Annotated in this window: 12 protein-coding genes; 4 read left to right on the top strand and 8 right to left on the bottom strand. The window is 62.4% G+C overall.

All coding sequences use genetic code 11. The annotated features are described in order from the left end of the window. Positions 1 to 27: 27 nt before the first annotated feature. Positions 28 to 1,041 (bottom strand): zinc-binding alcohol dehydrogenase family protein, encoded by a 1,014-nt coding sequence (locus tag CO660_RS17510; RefSeq protein ID WP_097599799.1) that lies wholly within the window; start codon positions 1,039 to 1,041, stop codon positions 28 to 30. Between the two features lie 102 nt (positions 1,042 to 1,143). Here CO660_RS17510 and CO660_RS17505 point away from each other — a divergent pair, with 102 nt between their 5' ends. Continuing rightward, positions 1,144 to 1,551, top strand: coding sequence for a helix-turn-helix domain-containing protein (locus CO660_RS17505; RefSeq protein WP_097599798.1), 408 nt, complete (start codon positions 1,144 to 1,146; stop codon positions 1,549 to 1,551). Here the strand turns inward: CO660_RS17505 and CO660_RS17500 are convergent. Beyond that, positions 1,507 to 2,736 (bottom strand): MFS transporter, encoded by a 1,230-nt coding sequence (locus tag CO660_RS17500; protein ID WP_097599797.1) that lies wholly within the window; start codon positions 2,734 to 2,736, stop codon positions 1,507 to 1,509. The genes CO660_RS17505 and CO660_RS17500 overlap by 45 nt on opposite strands. A gap of 290 nt (positions 2,737 to 3,026) precedes the next feature. Here CO660_RS17500 and CO660_RS17495 point away from each other — a divergent pair, with 290 nt between their 5' ends. Further along, the gene (locus CO660_RS17495; RefSeq protein WP_097599796.1) at positions 3,027 to 3,971 is read left to right on the top strand and encodes a diacylglycerol kinase family protein; all 945 of its coding nucleotides are present in this window, start codon (positions 3,027 to 3,029) and stop codon (positions 3,969 to 3,971) included. Between the two features lie 9 nt (positions 3,972 to 3,980). Here the strand turns inward: CO660_RS17495 and CO660_RS17490 are convergent, their stop codons facing one another. Then, complete coding sequence (locus CO660_RS17490; RefSeq protein ID WP_097599795.1) at positions 3,981 to 5,330, bottom strand: glutamine synthetase family protein; 1,350 nt, start codon at positions 5,328 to 5,330, stop codon at positions 3,981 to 3,983. Positions 5,331 to 5,413: 83 nt separating this feature from the next. Here CO660_RS17490 and CO660_RS17485 point away from each other — a divergent pair, with 83 nt between their 5' ends. After that, on the top strand, positions 5,414 to 6,781 hold the full coding sequence (locus tag CO660_RS17485) for an aspartate aminotransferase family protein (protein WP_097599794.1): 1,368 nt from the start codon (positions 5,414 to 5,416) through the stop codon (positions 6,779 to 6,781). Positions 6,782 to 6,787: 6 nt separating this feature from the next. On the opposite strand, the gene CO660_RS17480 is transcribed toward CO660_RS17485, so the two are convergent. The 4 genes from CO660_RS17480 to CO660_RS17465 form a co-directional block, all read right to left on the bottom strand. Then, positions 6,788 to 8,275: a glycosyltransferase family 39 protein gene (locus CO660_RS17480; RefSeq protein WP_097599793.1), complete on the bottom strand. Its 1,488-nt coding sequence runs from the start codon at positions 8,273 to 8,275 to the stop codon at positions 6,788 to 6,790. Further along, entirely contained in the window at positions 8,276 to 9,775 is a 1,500-nt protein-coding gene (locus tag CO660_RS17475) for a glycosyltransferase family 39 protein (protein ID WP_097599792.1), read from the bottom strand. A gap of 12 nt (positions 9,776 to 9,787) precedes the next feature. Then, complete coding sequence (locus CO660_RS17470; RefSeq protein WP_085777531.1) at positions 9,788 to 10,804, bottom strand: glycosyltransferase family 2 protein; 1,017 nt, start codon at positions 10,802 to 10,804, stop codon at positions 9,788 to 9,790. A 138-nt stretch (positions 10,805 to 10,942) separates the two neighbouring features. Continuing rightward, positions 10,943 to 12,436 carry a glycosyltransferase family 39 protein gene (locus CO660_RS17465; protein ID WP_097599791.1) on the bottom strand — a complete coding sequence of 498 codons (1,494 nt, stop codon included), beginning with the start codon at positions 12,434 to 12,436 and terminating at the stop codon, positions 10,943 to 10,945. 183 nt (positions 12,437 to 12,619) lie between these two features. Between CO660_RS17465 and CO660_RS17460 the strand changes: the two genes are divergently transcribed. Next, on the top strand, positions 12,620 to 13,582 hold the full coding sequence (locus tag CO660_RS17460) for a lysylphosphatidylglycerol synthase domain-containing protein (RefSeq protein WP_097599790.1): 963 nt from the start codon (positions 12,620 to 12,622) through the stop codon (positions 13,580 to 13,582). Here CO660_RS17460 and CO660_RS17455 read toward each other — a convergent pair. Further along, positions 13,550 to 14,791 carry an RNA polymerase sigma factor gene (locus tag CO660_RS17455; RefSeq protein ID WP_097599789.1) on the bottom strand — a complete coding sequence of 414 codons (1,242 nt, stop codon included), beginning with the start codon at positions 14,789 to 14,791 and terminating at the stop codon, positions 13,550 to 13,552. The two genes, CO660_RS17460 and CO660_RS17455, sit on opposite strands and share 33 nt — an antisense overlap. Between the last annotated feature and the right edge of the window lies 1 nt (position 14,792).

Here is a 14,792-nt window from a genome sequence, read left to right as displayed (position 1 = left end):
CTTAAAAATCCTTCGTGCAAGTGCGAATCAGAAGCCTGCAAGCACTGCCTTGCCCTTCATACGGCCGCTTTCCACCATCGCATGTGCCTTCTTCAGATTTGCCGCATTGATCGGACCGACGGTCTCGGTGAGCGTCGTGCGGATCTGTCCGGCGTCGACCAGTTCGGAAATCTTGTTCAGCAGCTTGTGCTGCTCGATCATGTCAGGCGTGCCATAAAGCGGGCGGGTGAACATCAGCTCCCAATGAATGGAGATGGCCTTGCGCTTGAAGGGCACGATGTCGAGTGTCTTGGGATCGTCGATCAGTGCGAAGCGGCCCTGCGGCGCGATGGCTTCCACGATGTCGCCGATGTGACTGTCGGTATTGGTTGTCGAGAAAATGAATCCCGGCGCGCCGATACCAAGCGCTGCCACCTGAGGCGCGATCGGCTTGGAGTGATCGACGACGTGATGTGCGCCGAGCGCCTTCACCCAGTCCTGCGTTTCCGGCCGCGATGCCGTTGCGATCACGGTGAGGTCGGTGAGAGAACGGGCGATCTGGATGGCGATCGAGCCGACCCCGCCTGCGCCGCCGATGATCAGGATGGAGCGTGCCGGGCCCGCAATATGGTCCTGCACCTTCAGCCGGTCGAACAGCGTCTCATAAGCGGTGATCGAGGTCAGCGGCAGGGCGGCTGCGGCCGCGAAATCGAGGCTCCTCGGTTTTTTGCCGACAATGCGCTCGTCGACGAGGTGGAATTCGGCATAGCTGCCCGGACGGCTGATGACGCCGGAGTAGAACACCTCGTCGCCCGGCCTGAACAGCGTGACGTCAGCACCGATGGCCTTGACGACACCGGCGGCATCCCAACCGAGCACCTTCAGTTCGTCGGTAGGTGGCGCGGAATGGGCGCGCACCTTCACATCGACGGGATTGACGGAGACCGCCTTGATCTCGACGAGCAGATCGTGGCCACGAGCTTCCGGCATCGGCAAGTCGACATCGATCAGCGAGGTCTCGGCGGTAATGGGCTGTGGGGTTTTATAAGCGACGGCGCGCATGGGAAACTCCTGTGTTCTTTGCACGGAAGCTAGATGCGCACTATGTTCGAGCAACGCAAGAATGCACAAATTCTGTACGTAGTACCAAAAAGGATACTGTAAATGTCGTTGCCGCGCGCCAAACTCGTCAGGAATTTTCCCGGTTGCCCTGTAGAGGCGACGCTGAGCTACCTCGACGGCAAATGGAAGGGTGTGATCCTCTTTCACCTCATGAAGGGCACGCTGCGCTTCAATGAACTGCGCCGCAAGCTACCGGCCGTGACCCAGCGGATGCTGACGAAGCAGTTGCGCGAACTCGAAGGATCCGGTCTGGTGTCGCGTACCGTCTTCCCGGTGGTGCCGCCGCGTGTTGAGTATGCGATGACGCCGCTAGGCATGACGCTGAAGCCGGTCGTCGATGCGCTTGCCGCCTGGGGCGACGATTATGTCTTCTGCAGCCCGGAAGGACGTGAGTTGCGCATGTCCTCAGGCGGGCTGCACGCGCCGGCTGCGCCTCTCCAGGCGGGCTGAGGCTGCGAAGACGAAGAGGCCAAGGAAGGAGAGTGCTGCGCCGACGTAGCCCGTGGCCGCAAAGCCGTAACCCCAGGCGATGACGAGGCCGCCGAGCCAGGCGCCGATCGCATTGGCGATATTGAAGGCGGAATGGTTGGAAGCGGCCGCCAGCGTCTGCGCATCAGCGGCGACATCCATCAGCCGCGTCTGCAGCGCCGGGCCGGCGGCAAAACCGCAACCGACGAAGAAGACCGAGAGGCCAAGCATATAGGGGTTGGCGGCGGTCAGCGAGAAGGTCGTGAGCACGACGATATTGTAAACGAGCGATCCGCCGATCGTGCCCAGCAGCGACTTGTCGGCGAGCCATGAGCCGATGAAATTGCCGGCATTCATGCCGATGCCGAAGAGCACCAGCATGACCGGAACGGCGCTTGCCGGCAGCATCGCCACCTCGGTCGTCGTCGAGGCGATATAGCTGAACATGGCGAACATGCCGCCATAGCCGACCGCGGCGATGCCGAGCGTCAGCCAGACCTGTGGTCGGCGGAAGGCGCCGAGTTCGCGTGAGAAACTCGCTTCTTCGGAGACCCTGTCCTTCGGAACATAGACCCAAATCAAGGCCACTGTCAGCAGCCCGACGACCCCGACCGACAGGAACGCAACCCGCCAGTCCAGCGATTGGCCGAAAAGCGTCGTCAGCGGCGTGCCGAGCAGAGTCGCGATAGTCAGTCCGAGCATGACGCGTCCGACAGCGCGTGCCCGCCGATGAATCGGCACCATCGAGGCGGCCACAAGTGCGGCGACGCCGAAATAGGCGCCATGCGGCAGGCCGGTGATGAAGCGCAGGACGGTGAAGGTCTCAAAGGTCGGCGCCACGGCGCTCGAGATATTGCCGAGGGCAAAGACCAGCATCAGCAACAAAAGTAATGTGCGGCGCGCCATCTTCGCGGCGAGCACGGCGATGACGGGCGCGCCGACGACGACGCCGAGCGCATAGGCGCTGATGACGTATCCCGCCTGCGGCGTCGTCACCGAGAAGGTATCGGCCACATTGGGCAGCAGCCCCATGATTGCGAATTCGCCGGTGCCGATGCCGAAGCCGCCGCAAGCGAGCGCCAGTTGAACCAAAGCCACGGTCGTTGCCGACGGCAACTCGTCAGCAGGCTGGGTACCGATGGAATCGTTGATGGCGATCTCACTCATGGGAGCTCTCTCTGGACGGTTCTGCTCGGCAGGCCACTGGCCAAGTGCGGCCTCGAGGCGATCGGGACAAATGGCGGGAAGGAAGATGGCGATGTCTGATCTATCCGTGATATGCCGACAGGCGTCGAGTGCATTTTTCGCAGTGCAGCGTCCTGCTATGTGCATATGTCCGTTGCAAAATTTGCATTTCTGTCATTTCTGCCGCGCCAGGGCGGCGCTTGAAATCGTCAGTGCCGCAACCATTTGAGGAGCAAGGCAGGACGATTTCCGCGCCAGGGACGGGAGCCCTCATGAAGCTTGTAGGCTTTTTCAATCGCGACGGCGGTACCTTCAAGACCACCGATATGCTGGCCTACGAAAAGAGGGCGGAAGCAGCGTTCCGCGATGCGGGGCACGATTTCGACGCGATCGTTTTCTCTGGAAATGAAATCATTCCGGCCATGGAACGTGCGGCCAAGCGCAACGATATCGACGGCATCGTCGCCGGTGGCGGCGACGGGACGATTTCGGCGGCGGCATCGATCGCCTGGAAGAACGGTATCGCACTAGGCGTCGTACCGGCCGGCACCATGAACCTCTTTGCCCGTTCGCTGCGCGTGCCGCTCGATATCTGGCAGGCTCTCGACGTGCTTGCATCAGGCGAGATCGACAATGTCGATATTGCCAGCGCCAACGGCCGCCCCTTCATTCATCAGTTTTCCGCCGGCTTGCATGCCCGCATGGTGCGCTATCGCAATTCCTACAGCTATCGCTCGCGGCTGGGCAAGATCAGGGCAAGCACGAAGGCGGCCCTCGGCGTTATCTTCAATCCGCCCGAATTCGAGGTCGAGTTCGAAGCGGCCGGCATGCGCGAGCGTCGCCGGGTTTCGGCAGTCTCGGTCTCCAACAACCCGTTTGGCGAAAATGCACTGCTGTATGCCGATAATCTGAGAAGCGGCGAACTCGGCTTCTATACGGCAAATCCGCTGAAACCGCTCGGTGTCGTCCGCCTTGCCTTCGATATGATGCGCGGTAAGGTCCGCGAGAACGCGGACGTCATGGTGATGCACCCGGCCGAGGTGCGCCTGCATTTCCCGAAGCTGCGCTCCAAGGCCAATTGCGTGATGGACGGGGAACTGCTGCCGCTCGAACGCGACGTCTTGATCCGTCTGCATCCGGGCGAACTGAAGGTTCTCGTCAAGCAGGGTCTGGCGGCTCAGATCGATGCGGACGAACGCCGCGAACCCGCGGCGTAACGGAAGGATTCAGAGACGCGGTAGGTAGGTGCGATAGTCGAAATCGGAGACCGTGCGAAGATGCGCCAGCGCTTCCTTGCGCTTGGTGTCCCCATAGAGCGCCTGATAGCGGCTGCCGAAGATATCGGCGATGAAGGGCGAGGTGCGGAAGGTCTCGACCGCGCTCAGGAAATCATGCGTCAGTCGCCTCGTATCTGCGGGCGTGTGCGCGGGCGTCGTCTCCTCGCCGGGATCGAGCTCGCGGTCGAGACCGGTGAGCATGCCGCCGAGGATCGCCGCCAGCAGCAGATAAGGATTGGCATCGGCGCCGGCGACGCGATGCTCGATGCGTGCGGCCGGCCCGTCCTTTTCGGGTATGCGGACTGCCGTGCCGCGATGGCCGTTGCCCCAGCTCAGATCGACGGGCGCGAAGGAGCCCGGCTGAAAGCGCCGGTAGGAATTGGCGAAGGGGGCGAAGATCAGCTGCGCCTCGCGCATGCTGTCGAGCATACCTGCCGTGACCGATTTCAGCAGCTTCGGCTCGCCGCCTTTGGCGTCGAGAATGTTGCGGCCCTGTTCGTCGGTGACGCTTACATGCACATGCAGGCCGGAACCGGCATGGTCGGAATAGGGCTTGGCCATGCAGGTCGATTTCAGCCCGTGGCGGCGCGCCGCCTGTTCGGCGATGCGCTTCAAATAAAGGCAGTCGTCGGCTGCCGCCAGCGCACTGGGTCGGTGCATGAGATTGACCTCGAACTGGCCGGGTCCGAATTCCGCGGTCGTCGCGTCCGCCGGCAGCCCCTGCGCCTTGGCATAGGCCCTCAGCGTCCGCAGATAGCTGTCGAGCGCGTCGACGGCGCTCATGTCGTAGAGCTGGAAACCATTCGGCTCGCCGCGATAGGTGAGGCTTTCGGGCGGGGAAGGCCGTCCGGTCTCGCGCCAGTCTGCGGACATCACATAGAATTCCAGCTCGGTGGCGATGACGGGCGTCAGCCCGCGCAGCCTGTAGCGTTCGACCACCGAGGCGAGGATCGCGCGCGGATCCATGAAGCTCGGGGTGCCGTCGAATTCGCACATGGTGGCGAGGACCTGCATCGAGCCCTCCGGCGCCCAGGGCATTGGCGCGAGGCTGCGTCGGTCTGGAACGACCATCCCGTCGGGATCGCCGATGGTCAGCGACAGGCCGGTGATGTCGTCATTGTCGTCGCCCCAGATGTCGAGCGACTGTGTCGATGTCGGCAGGCGGATCTCGCCGGCCCAGACTTTGCCTTCGCTGCCGGGCGGAAGCTGTTTGCCGCGCAGCTCGCCATTCATGCCGACGATCAGGATATCGAAACGTGGGTCTCCATCGGCCTTGCCGTCCATCCTGTCGCTCACCATAACCTTGAAAATCCTCCGGGACAAGGCCAAGCTCCTATCCCATCGACAGCAGCCTTTCAATCCGCGAGGATCTTTTACCAGTGATGCCCGATACTTACCCGCCCTCCAACCTTGCTGCGGTAGACGCCGCGCACCATCTGCACCCCTTCGCCGACATGAAGAAGCTGAACGCCGAGGGAACGCGGATCATTCAGCGCGGAGAGGGCGTCTACATCTTCGATAGTCACGGCATAAAATATCTTGACGGCTTCGCCGGCCTTTGGTGCGTCAACATCGGCTACGGCCGCCGAGAGATCGCCGAAGCGGTTGCAAGGCAGATGAACGAGCTGCCCTATTACAACACTTTCTTCGGCACGACCTCCACGCCGACGGCGCTGCTGGCGCAGAAGGTGACGTCGCATGCGGGCGAACGGTTCAACCATATTTTCTTCACCGGCTCCGGTTCGGAAGCGAACGACACCTGGTTCCGCATGGCTCGCGTCTATTGGAGCGCCGTCGGCAAGCCGTCCAAGAAGATCGTGATCGCGAGGAGGAACGGCTATCACGGCTCGACCGTCGCTGGCGCCAGCCTCGGCGGCATGAAGTACATGCATGAGCAAGGCGATCTGCCGATATCAGGCATTGTCCATATCGGGCAGCCCTATTGGTACGGCGAGGGCGGCGATCTCTCACCCGCCGAATTCGGCCTGAAAGTCGCCCGCGAGCTCGAAGCCAAGATCGACGAACTCGGCGAGGAAAATGTCGCGGCCTTCGTCGCCGAACCGGTGCAGGGGGCTGCCGGCGTCATCATTCCGCCCGAGACTTACTGGCCTGAGATCGACCGCATCTGCAAGACGCGCAATATCCTGCTGGTAACCGACGAGGTGATCTGCGGGTTCGGCCGCCTGGGCGCCTGGTTCGGCCATCAGCATTTCAGCGTCGAACCCGATCTCGCGCCGATCGCCAAGGGGCTTTCCTTCGGCTATCTGCCGATCGGCGGCGTGCTCGTCAGCGGCCGCATCGCCGATGTGCTGATCAACGAGGTCGGCGATTTCAATCACGGCTTCACCTATTCCGGCCATCCGGTCTGCGCCGCCGCCGCACTCGAAAACCTGCGCATCATCGAGGAGGAAAAACTGGTCGAGCGCGTGCGCGACGATATCGGTCCCTACTTCGGCAAGGCCTGGGCAGCACTGGCCGAACACGATCTTGTCGGCGAGGCGGTCAGCATTGGCCTCATGGGCGGCCTGCAGCTTACTGCCGACAAGAGCGCGCGCACCCGTTACGAAAAGCCCGATCAGGTCGGCGCGCTCGTCCGCAATCACGCATTGGCGAACGGCCTGGTGCTGCGCGCCACCGGCGACCGCATGCTCGCCTCGCCACCACTCGTCATCAGCCACGCTGAGGTGGACGAGATGGCGAGAATCACCAGGCTGGCATTGGATGCGGCCTGGAAGGAGCTGAAATCATGAAGTCGTTCAGTTGGCCTGGTTGATCCAGGCATAACCGAAGCGATAGCGGTCGTCGCCGCGCCCGTAGAGATATGGCACATCGATCACCGCGGCGTCGGGCGCGGATACGCCGAGATTGACCTGGAGCCATTGCCCCATGGCCGGCGGCAGCCCTTCGTTTTTCTCCTCCCGCAGCATGAGCCACACGAGGAGAAGCGGGCGGCTTGCCGAGACATCCGGCTTGAAGCCGGGATAATCGACCGAAAGGACGGGAATACCGGGAATGTCCTGTCTGAGATTTCCGGCGAGCAGGCTGTCGCCGGCAAGGATCGCCGCCGGTTCGGCCTGCCTGCGCAAGGTTTCCAGCATATCAGCATATGGCCTGTTCAGGCGCTCGTAGTGACCCGTGAAGCGCGCGCTCGCCACACTGCCGTAAAGGGCCGCCGGCACGCCGATCATAATGACGGCGACGATGAGCATGAAGCGCCGGAAAGCCTTGCCGGTCTCGATGCCTGCCGCGTCGATCTTCAGGCAGAGATAAAGCGGCACTATGAAGAGCATCGGCACCAGCCAGCGATCCTTGATGCCGGCCGCGCCGCCGAAGACGATCAACAGTAGGATGCCGATGACGAAGACGAGCAGCATCCGCTCGAGGAGCCGTGTCCATTCCGATTGGACAGTCAGCGCTGAGCGAAGCTTCTTGCCGAAGACCATCGCGAACACTGCGATGGTCAATCCGGCGAAGCTGATGACGGCGAGAGCGAGCGAGCCGATGCCCATGGCGACCTGCATCGGATAGCTCGCATGGCCGCTCGCCGTCATCTTCTCCAGCGTGCGCGCGGTTGCGAAATCGAGATTGTCCTTCAGCCAGAAGAGATGCGGCAGGATGATGACGAGGGCCACGATCACGGTCAGCGCCAGCCGCCGGTCGAAGATTCGCGGCCGCAGGCGTGTATCCGCCAGCGCGGCAATCAGGGCAGCGGCCGGTAGGATGGCGAAATTATACTTGGCAAGCAGACCGAAACCGATGCCGATGCCCCCGATCAGATAGGAGGCAAGGCTCGGCTGCTTCAGGCTGCGGATGAAACCGTAGAAGAAGATGCTGGCCGAGAAGAAGACCGCGACCGTGTGCGTCAGGTCACGCTGCATCTCGAAAACCATCTGCGGAATGGTGAGCAGCCCGAGTGTTGCGATTGCCACGAGCGCCTTGTCACGCAGGACGAGCCGCGCCGTCAGGCCATACAGCAGATAGGAGATAAAGAGCAGAAGGTTCTTGACGACGGACAGGGCGGCAAGCGAGACGCCGGCAAACTGGAAGACGGCATACTGCAGCCAATTGTAGAAGGGCGGCTGCGGGCCATAACCGGCGGCAAGCCATTGTGAGCGAAAGGCCTGTTCGGCCTCGTCGAGATCGAGCGAATGCGATGTCGCGAGCCTCACACCGATCTGAAGGGCGAAATAGGCGGCCAGCAGGATGAAAATCCACCTGACGTCGCGAAGGCTGGTCTCGCTCATCTATCTCGCTCCCGGCCGAACCCAGGCATAGCCGAGTGCGAAATTATCGCCCTGGCGACCGAAATGATAGGGAAGCGACAAGGCGCCGATCTCCTGCGGTGCGATATCGGCCGCCGCCAGCGCCGATGAAAATCGCTCCGGCATGACCGCATCGGCGACCGTCGCCGTCTTCTTGCCGCGCCAGACGATGAGCACTGGTCCGTCCGATGTCGCATAGGCCGGGATGCCGGGTGCAGGGAAATCCGGGATCACCACGGGCACGCCGGGAAACTGCAGCCGCATGTTCCCGCCGACATAGGTATCCGAGGCGATCACCAGCGCAGGTTCGGCCTGTCGCGTCATTCCGCGGGCGAGATCGGCCATCGGCACATTCGGCCTGCTGTAGGTGTCGATCAGCCCGGCGCCGACGACGCGGAAGCCGAGCGCCACCAGGACGCAGGCCATCAGCACCGGCACGAGGGGTCGGAAGCGGCGCAGTCCGGCGGAAAGGTCGAGCCCGGCCGCCTGCATCTTTGCCAGGAAATAGATCGGCAGCACCAGCAGGAATGGGTCGAGCCAGCGTTCACGCACCGTCGTGGAGCCGGTGAACAGAACGATCAGAAGGATTCCGGCGAGGCTGGCAAGCATCATCCGCTCCATCATCCCCGTCCAGCGGTTTCCGGATGCGAGCGCCCTGAAAAAGTTCCGGCGGAAGGCGGCGGCGAAAATGGCGATGGGCAGCGCCGCAAAGGCGATGATGGCGATGACAAAGGCGACAATGCCCTTGCCGATGCGCAAGGCTCCGGCCGGTTCATTGCCGGCGGCCATTTTGACCAGAGTATCGGAGGAGGCGAATTCGAGGTTGCTCCGCAGCCAGATCGCGTGCGGCAGCACGATGATGAGCGCGACGGCGATCGCTGCCAGGATACGCCAGTCCAGCACCCTGCGCCGCCATTCGGCATCGGGCAGGACGGCGATCAGCGCCGCGACGGGCATCAGCGCGAAATTATATTTCGAGATCAGCCCTATGCCAGTCGCAAGCCCGAGCAGGAGGTAGCTGCCGATGCCGGGCCGCTCGAGCGTGCGGAAGAAGCCGTAGAGGAAGAGCGAACTGGCAAAGAGCAGCGCCGTCGTGTGGGTCAGATCCTGCTGCGCCATGTAGGAGACCTGGGGCAGGGTGATCAATGCCATCATTCCGACGGCGGCAAGCTTCTCGTCCTTCAGTGCCTCGCGTCCGGCAAGGCCGTAAAAGAGGTAACACAGGAAGAGCAGGATGTTCTTCGGGATGACAAGCGCGCCCATCGACAAGCCGGTCACCGAAACGATGGCATATTGCATCCAGTTGTAGAAGGGCGGCTGCGGGCCATAACCCGCCAGCAGATATTGCGAGAAGAAGGACTGCTCGGCCTCGTCGAGTTCCAGCGCGTGCGGAAGTACCAGCCTGAGCGCGATGTTCAGCACGAAATAGGCTGCAAGCAGCAGCGCCGCGGTTTTGATCGTCCTCGTCGCCCGGTTCAGCATCGTGCTGCCGGCTTATGCTTGGCTTTGATCGTCGAAGATCTCCCGGACGATGTAGTTCGGGGAGGCATCGTCACGATAGTAGGTGCGCGCGATCATTTCCGCCAGGATACCGGTGGTGATCATCTGTACCGACGAAAGCAGGAGCACGACGCCGACCATCAGCATCGGACGTGTGCCGATATCGTTGCCCATGATGAACTTGTCGAACCCGAGATAGAGCAGGATCAAGATGGCAACCGCGCCGAGACCGAGACCGAGCGAGCCGAAGAAATGGCCGGGCCGCGCTTTGTAGCGCATGAAGAACATCACCGACAGCAGGTCGAGGATGACGCGGAAGGTGCGCGAGATGCCGTATTTCGAAACACCGTGCTCGCGGGCATGGTGGGTGACGGCCATCTCGCCGATGCGCGAACTCGGGACGACGCCGGCGACCCAGGCTGGGATGAAGCGGTGCATCTCGCCCATCAGCTTCACCTGCTTGATGATCGAGGCCCGGTAGATCTTCAGGCTGCAGCCGTAGTCGTGCAGCTTGACGCCGGTGATGCGGCCGATCAGGTAGTTGGCGCACCAGGAGGGGATCTTGCGCAGGAACAGACCGTCCTTGCGGTTCTTGCGCCAGCCGACCAGCAGGTCGAGTTCGCGCCGCTCGAGCTCCGAGACCATCGCAGGGATGTCCTTCGGGTCGTTCTGCAGATCGCCGTCCATCGTCGCGATCAGCCGCCCCCGGGCGGTATCGATGCCGGCCTGCATGGCGGCGGTCTGGCCGAAATTACGCTGCAGCTCGACGATCCGGAGCGCCAGGCCCTTGCGGCCGACGAATTTTCGGGCGTTGACGAGCGTCGCATCCGTGCTGCCGTCGTCGACGAGGATCAGTTCCCAGCGATGAGGATACTCGGCCATCGCCGCAACGATGCGCTCGACCAGCGGGCCGACGCTTTCCTCTTCGTTGAAAACGGGCACGACCAGCGACAGCTCGAGCGATTGTACCGGATCATTCGTGCCGCGAATGGGCTCTACCGTTGTCTGCAACTTTGCATCTCCAAAAGGCCGGGCGGCCTTGCAATCTTACTGCCGCCACCGCGCTTGCGGAAGCCTACTACATGAAGTGTCCGCCCGTTGCCAGCGGGCAATGCCGCTTTCCCCGCAATCGGCCGACTTGCCGCAACCCTACTTCGCGCCGCCTTCTACCCAGGAATAACCAATCGAGAACGTATGTTTGCCGTCACCGAAAAGATAGGGAAGAGTCAGCGTCCTCACCTCCTGCAGATGAATACCCGACTTCACGAGATCATCGGCAAAGTCGGGAGAAATGGTGGGGTCATTTGCGGTTTCTCCGCGCCAGACGACGAGCACAGGACCCTTCGCAGCCGCATATTCAGGCACCCCGGGGCCTGGAAAGAATGGGATCACGACGGGGACGTCGGGGAATTCCAGCTTCATGTTGCCGGCCACGAACTTGGTTCCCGCCACGATGAGAACCGGCTTGCGGGTCGCGGTCAGCTCGTCAACGAAATTCGCGAAGGGCACGTTCGTTCTCGTGTAAACGCCGGTATATTGCATGCCGACGATCCTGAGCAGAAGGATCGCCAGGATGACGAGCATGAAGACCGGCACCACAGGCCGGAAGCGTGCTAGGCCGGCGGAAAGATCGACGCCGGCGGTTTCGAGCTTCAGGAACAGATAGATCAGCATGACGAGTAGGCACGGGTCGAGCCAGCGCTCGTGGATATCGCTCGCGCCGGCGACGATGACGACACCGACGAAGGCGAGCAGGCTCACGATCATCATTCGCTCGATGACCCGGATCATCGGACTGGACGCGGAAAACGCACGGAAGAAATCCCGTCGGAAGGCTGCTGCGAAGAGAACGATGGGCAGTGCGACGAAGCCGAGGACGGCGATGACGAGGGACAACAGCCCCTGACCGATGCGGGGAAGGCCAGCGGCGGCCTCGTGTTCGGCGGTCATCCGCTCCATGGTCGGGGCCGAAGCGCTGATGAGATTATCGGGCAGCCATAGCGCATGCGGCAGAATGATCAGAATGGCGATTGCGAACGCCGGCAGCAGACGCCAGTCCAACAGACGGCTGCGCCACTTTCGGTCCACCAGGACCGCGACGAAGGCGGCAAACGGCAGGATGGCGAAATTGTATTTTGAGATGAGGCCGATGCCGGTGGCGATGCCGATGACGAGGTAGCTCCCGATCGTCGGCTGCCGAAGTGTGCGAAAAAAGCCGAAGAGGAAGAGCGAGGTCGCAAACAGCAGGGCAACGGTATGGGTCAGTTCGCGCTGCGCCATCAGGCCGACCTGTGGCAGGGTAATCAGGCTCAGCATAGCGACGGGTGCGAGCAGACGGTTCTTCAGCACCTCGCGGGCAGCCAGCCCATAGAAAAGATAGCAGCCGAAGAGAATGATGTTCTTCGGAACCGAGAGCGCCCACATCGTGATTCCGGTGACCGAGACGATGGCGTATTGGATCCAGTTGTAGAAGGGAGGCTGCGGACCGTAGCCGGCCAGAAGATATTGCGAGTAGAACGATTGTTCCGCCTCGTCGAGATCAAGCGTATGGGGCAATGCGATGCGGAGCACGATGTTCAGCAGGAAATAGACTGCCAGAAAAATGCTCGCACTCGTGATGTTTCTGGTAATGCGCTCCAACATCGATCTCCAAGTCAAGCCGGCAAGACGCCGTGATCTGTCGGTCTGCCGCGGCGGTGGTCGGCCTTAAAGCGATCTCGCCGCCGTCGCTTCAACTCCGCCGTTGTGCCCAACCTTCATTTCTCCTAAAACGCCTGGCAATGGAGCCGAGGCTCATGCCGACGCCAAGCGAGGAATGCCTACTACATGAAGAGTTCGATCGTTGAAAGCCAGCAGTCCTGGTTTATGCGCAATCGCATGACGGCGCTGACGGTCGTAATTGTCGCAGCCTATGCGCTCTTCGTACAATGGTTCTGGGGTTGGCCCGTCATCATCAGCCAATGGGCCGATGTCGGGGCAGGCCCGGTGATCGGCGCGCTCGTGGCGTTGACGAGCACCTATTTCCTGCGTACCTGGCGCATCTACGACTATTTTCCCAAGGAGACGGCGGGCCGCTTCGCGATTCTCTTTCGCGTTACGCAGATCCACAATCTCCTGAACATCATGCTGCCCTTCCGCACCGGCGAGACCAGCTTTCCCTTGCTGATGCGCACCGAGTTCGGCATTCCGCTGACCCGCGGAACCTCGGCGCTCCTGGTCATGCGGCTGCTCGACCTGCACGCGCTTCTGGCTGCCGCCGGTATCGGCTTTGCGCTTGCCGCGGCCGATGCATTCGTCGCATGGTCGCTTTGGGCAGTCTTCCTGCTGCTGCCGGTCGCAGCTTTCGCCGCGCGCAAGCCGCTGTTCCGGCTCGCTGCCAGGCTGTTGCCTGATAAGGCGCAGAAATTCGTCGTTGAGATCGAAAACGGGCTGCCGCTCGATGCCGCAGCCTTCGCGCGCGCCTGGGCGATGACCATCGTCAACTGGCTGGTGAAGGTGATCGTGCTCGCATGGGCGCTCGGCCTGATGGGCGTGCTGCCGATAGCGGCAAGCTTCGGCGGCGCGCTCGGCGGTGAACTCTCCTCCGTTCTGCCGGTGCACGCGCCGGGCGGCGTCGGCACCTATCCGGCCGGCATCACCGCCGGCGCCATTGCGCTCGGAGCCTCCAGCGAGCGGATGGCTCTGGTCGCGCTGGCGCAGGCAAGCGTCAATGCGCATCTCTTGATCATCGTCTCGGCGCTGACGGGCACCGCAATCTCACTGCCGCTCGGGCGCCGCGGCAAGCTCTGAAATCCGTTTCCGCAAAAAAGCCTGCTCCGGCTCCTGCCGACAGAGCGACAGTGCCGTCTGATAGGCGGTGATCGCCTCTTCGGTGCGGCCAAGCCTGCGCAGGAAATCGGCGCGCGCCGAATGGGCGAGGTGATAGGACCTGAGCTCCTGACGCCCTAAAATGGCATCGACCAGATCCAGTCCCTTCGCTGGCCCTTCCGCCATTGATATCGCAACGGCGCGGTTGAGTTCCACGATCGGGGAGGGCTGCGCCGCCAGCAGCAGATCATAGTAGAAGGCGATGCGCCGCCAGTCGGTCTCTTCGGCGGTCGGCGCCCTGGCATGCTCTGCAGCGATCGCCGCCTGCGCCGTATAGGCGCTGATCTCCGCCACCCGCATCGCCTCGGCGAGCAGCGCCAGGCCTTCCGCGATTTTTGCACGGTCCCAGAGCGACCGGTCCTGGTCGGCAAGCAGCACCAGCGATCCCTGCTCGTTGCTGCGTGCCAAGCGGCGGGAGTCCTGCAGCAGCATCAGCGCCAGAAGACCACGGGCGTCAGGATGCGGCAGCAGCGCCAGAAGCAGCCGCGCCAGCCTAATCGCCTCGGCGGTCAGGTCGGCGCGGACAACATCCTCGCCGGATGAGGCGGAATAACCTTCGTTGAAAACAAGATAGATGACGTGCAGCACCTGATCGAGCCGCTGAGGCAGTGCGTCGCGGCCCGGCACTTCGTAGGGGATATTCGCGGCGCGTATCCTGTTCTTGGCGCGCACGATCCGCTGGGCGACCGTCGGCGCCGGAACGATAAAGGCATGGGCGATCTCTTCGGTGGTCAATCCGCAGATTTCGCGGAGCGCCATCGCCGTCTGGGCATCGGATGGGATAGCAGGATGGCAGCAGGTGAAGATCAGCCGCAGCATGTCGTCCTCAATCGCTTCCATATCGCCGATCTCCGTTGTGTCGACGCTGTAGAGGCTGTCCTCGATGTGATGCTGCGAGGCGTCGAAGCGCGCTCGCCGCCGGATTGTGTCGATCGCCTTGAAACGTCCTGTCGAGACGAGCCAGGCGAACGGGTTGCCGGGAACGCCATCCGTCGGCCATGACCGGGCGGCCGCGGCAAAGGCATCCTGAAGCGCTTCCTCCGCTCGGTCGAAATCCCCGAGCAGGCGGATCAGCGTCGCCAGCACCCGGCGCGACTGGGTTCGATAAATCTCTTCGATCACGCTCTCCAGC

This window comes from Rhizobium sp. L9 (assembly GCF_002531885.1).
Taxonomy (GTDB): Bacteria; Pseudomonadota; Alphaproteobacteria; order Rhizobiales; family Rhizobiaceae; genus Rhizobium.
Note: the sequence above shows the minus strand (reverse complement) of the source record. Positions and strands in the feature narration are given on the sequence as shown.

Coding starts and splice junctions, on each gene's coding strand:
- CO660_RS17490 (WP_097599795.1), bottom strand. CDS start 5,330: ATGGTGAGCGACAGGATGGACGGCAAGGCCGATGGAGACCCACGTTTC.
- CO660_RS17510 (WP_097599799.1), bottom strand. CDS start 1,041: ATGCGCGCCGTCGCTTATAAAACCCCACAGCCCATTACCGCCGAGACC.
- CO660_RS17465 (WP_097599791.1), bottom strand. CDS start 12,436: ATGTTGGAGCGCATTACCAGAAACATCACGAGTGCGAGCATTTTTCTG.
- CO660_RS17500 (WP_097599797.1), bottom strand. CDS start 2,736: ATGAGTGAGATCGCCATCAACGATTCCATCGGTACCCAGCCTGCTGAC.
- CO660_RS17485 (WP_097599794.1), top strand. CDS start 5,414: ATGCCCGATACTTACCCGCCCTCCAACCTTGCTGCGGTAGACGCCGCG.
- CO660_RS17475 (WP_097599792.1), bottom strand. CDS start 9,775: ATGCTGAACCGGGCGACGAGGACGATCAAAACCGCGGCGCTGCTGCTT.
- CO660_RS17460 (WP_097599790.1), top strand. CDS start 12,620: ATGAAGAGTTCGATCGTTGAAAGCCAGCAGTCCTGGTTTATGCGCAAT.
- CO660_RS17480 (WP_097599793.1), bottom strand. CDS start 8,275: ATGAGCGAGACCAGCCTTCGCGACGTCAGGTGGATTTTCATCCTGCTG.
- CO660_RS17505 (WP_097599798.1), top strand. CDS start 1,144: ATGTCGTTGCCGCGCGCCAAACTCGTCAGGAATTTTCCCGGTTGCCCT.
- CO660_RS17495 (WP_097599796.1), top strand. CDS start 3,027: ATGAAGCTTGTAGGCTTTTTCAATCGCGACGGCGGTACCTTCAAGACC.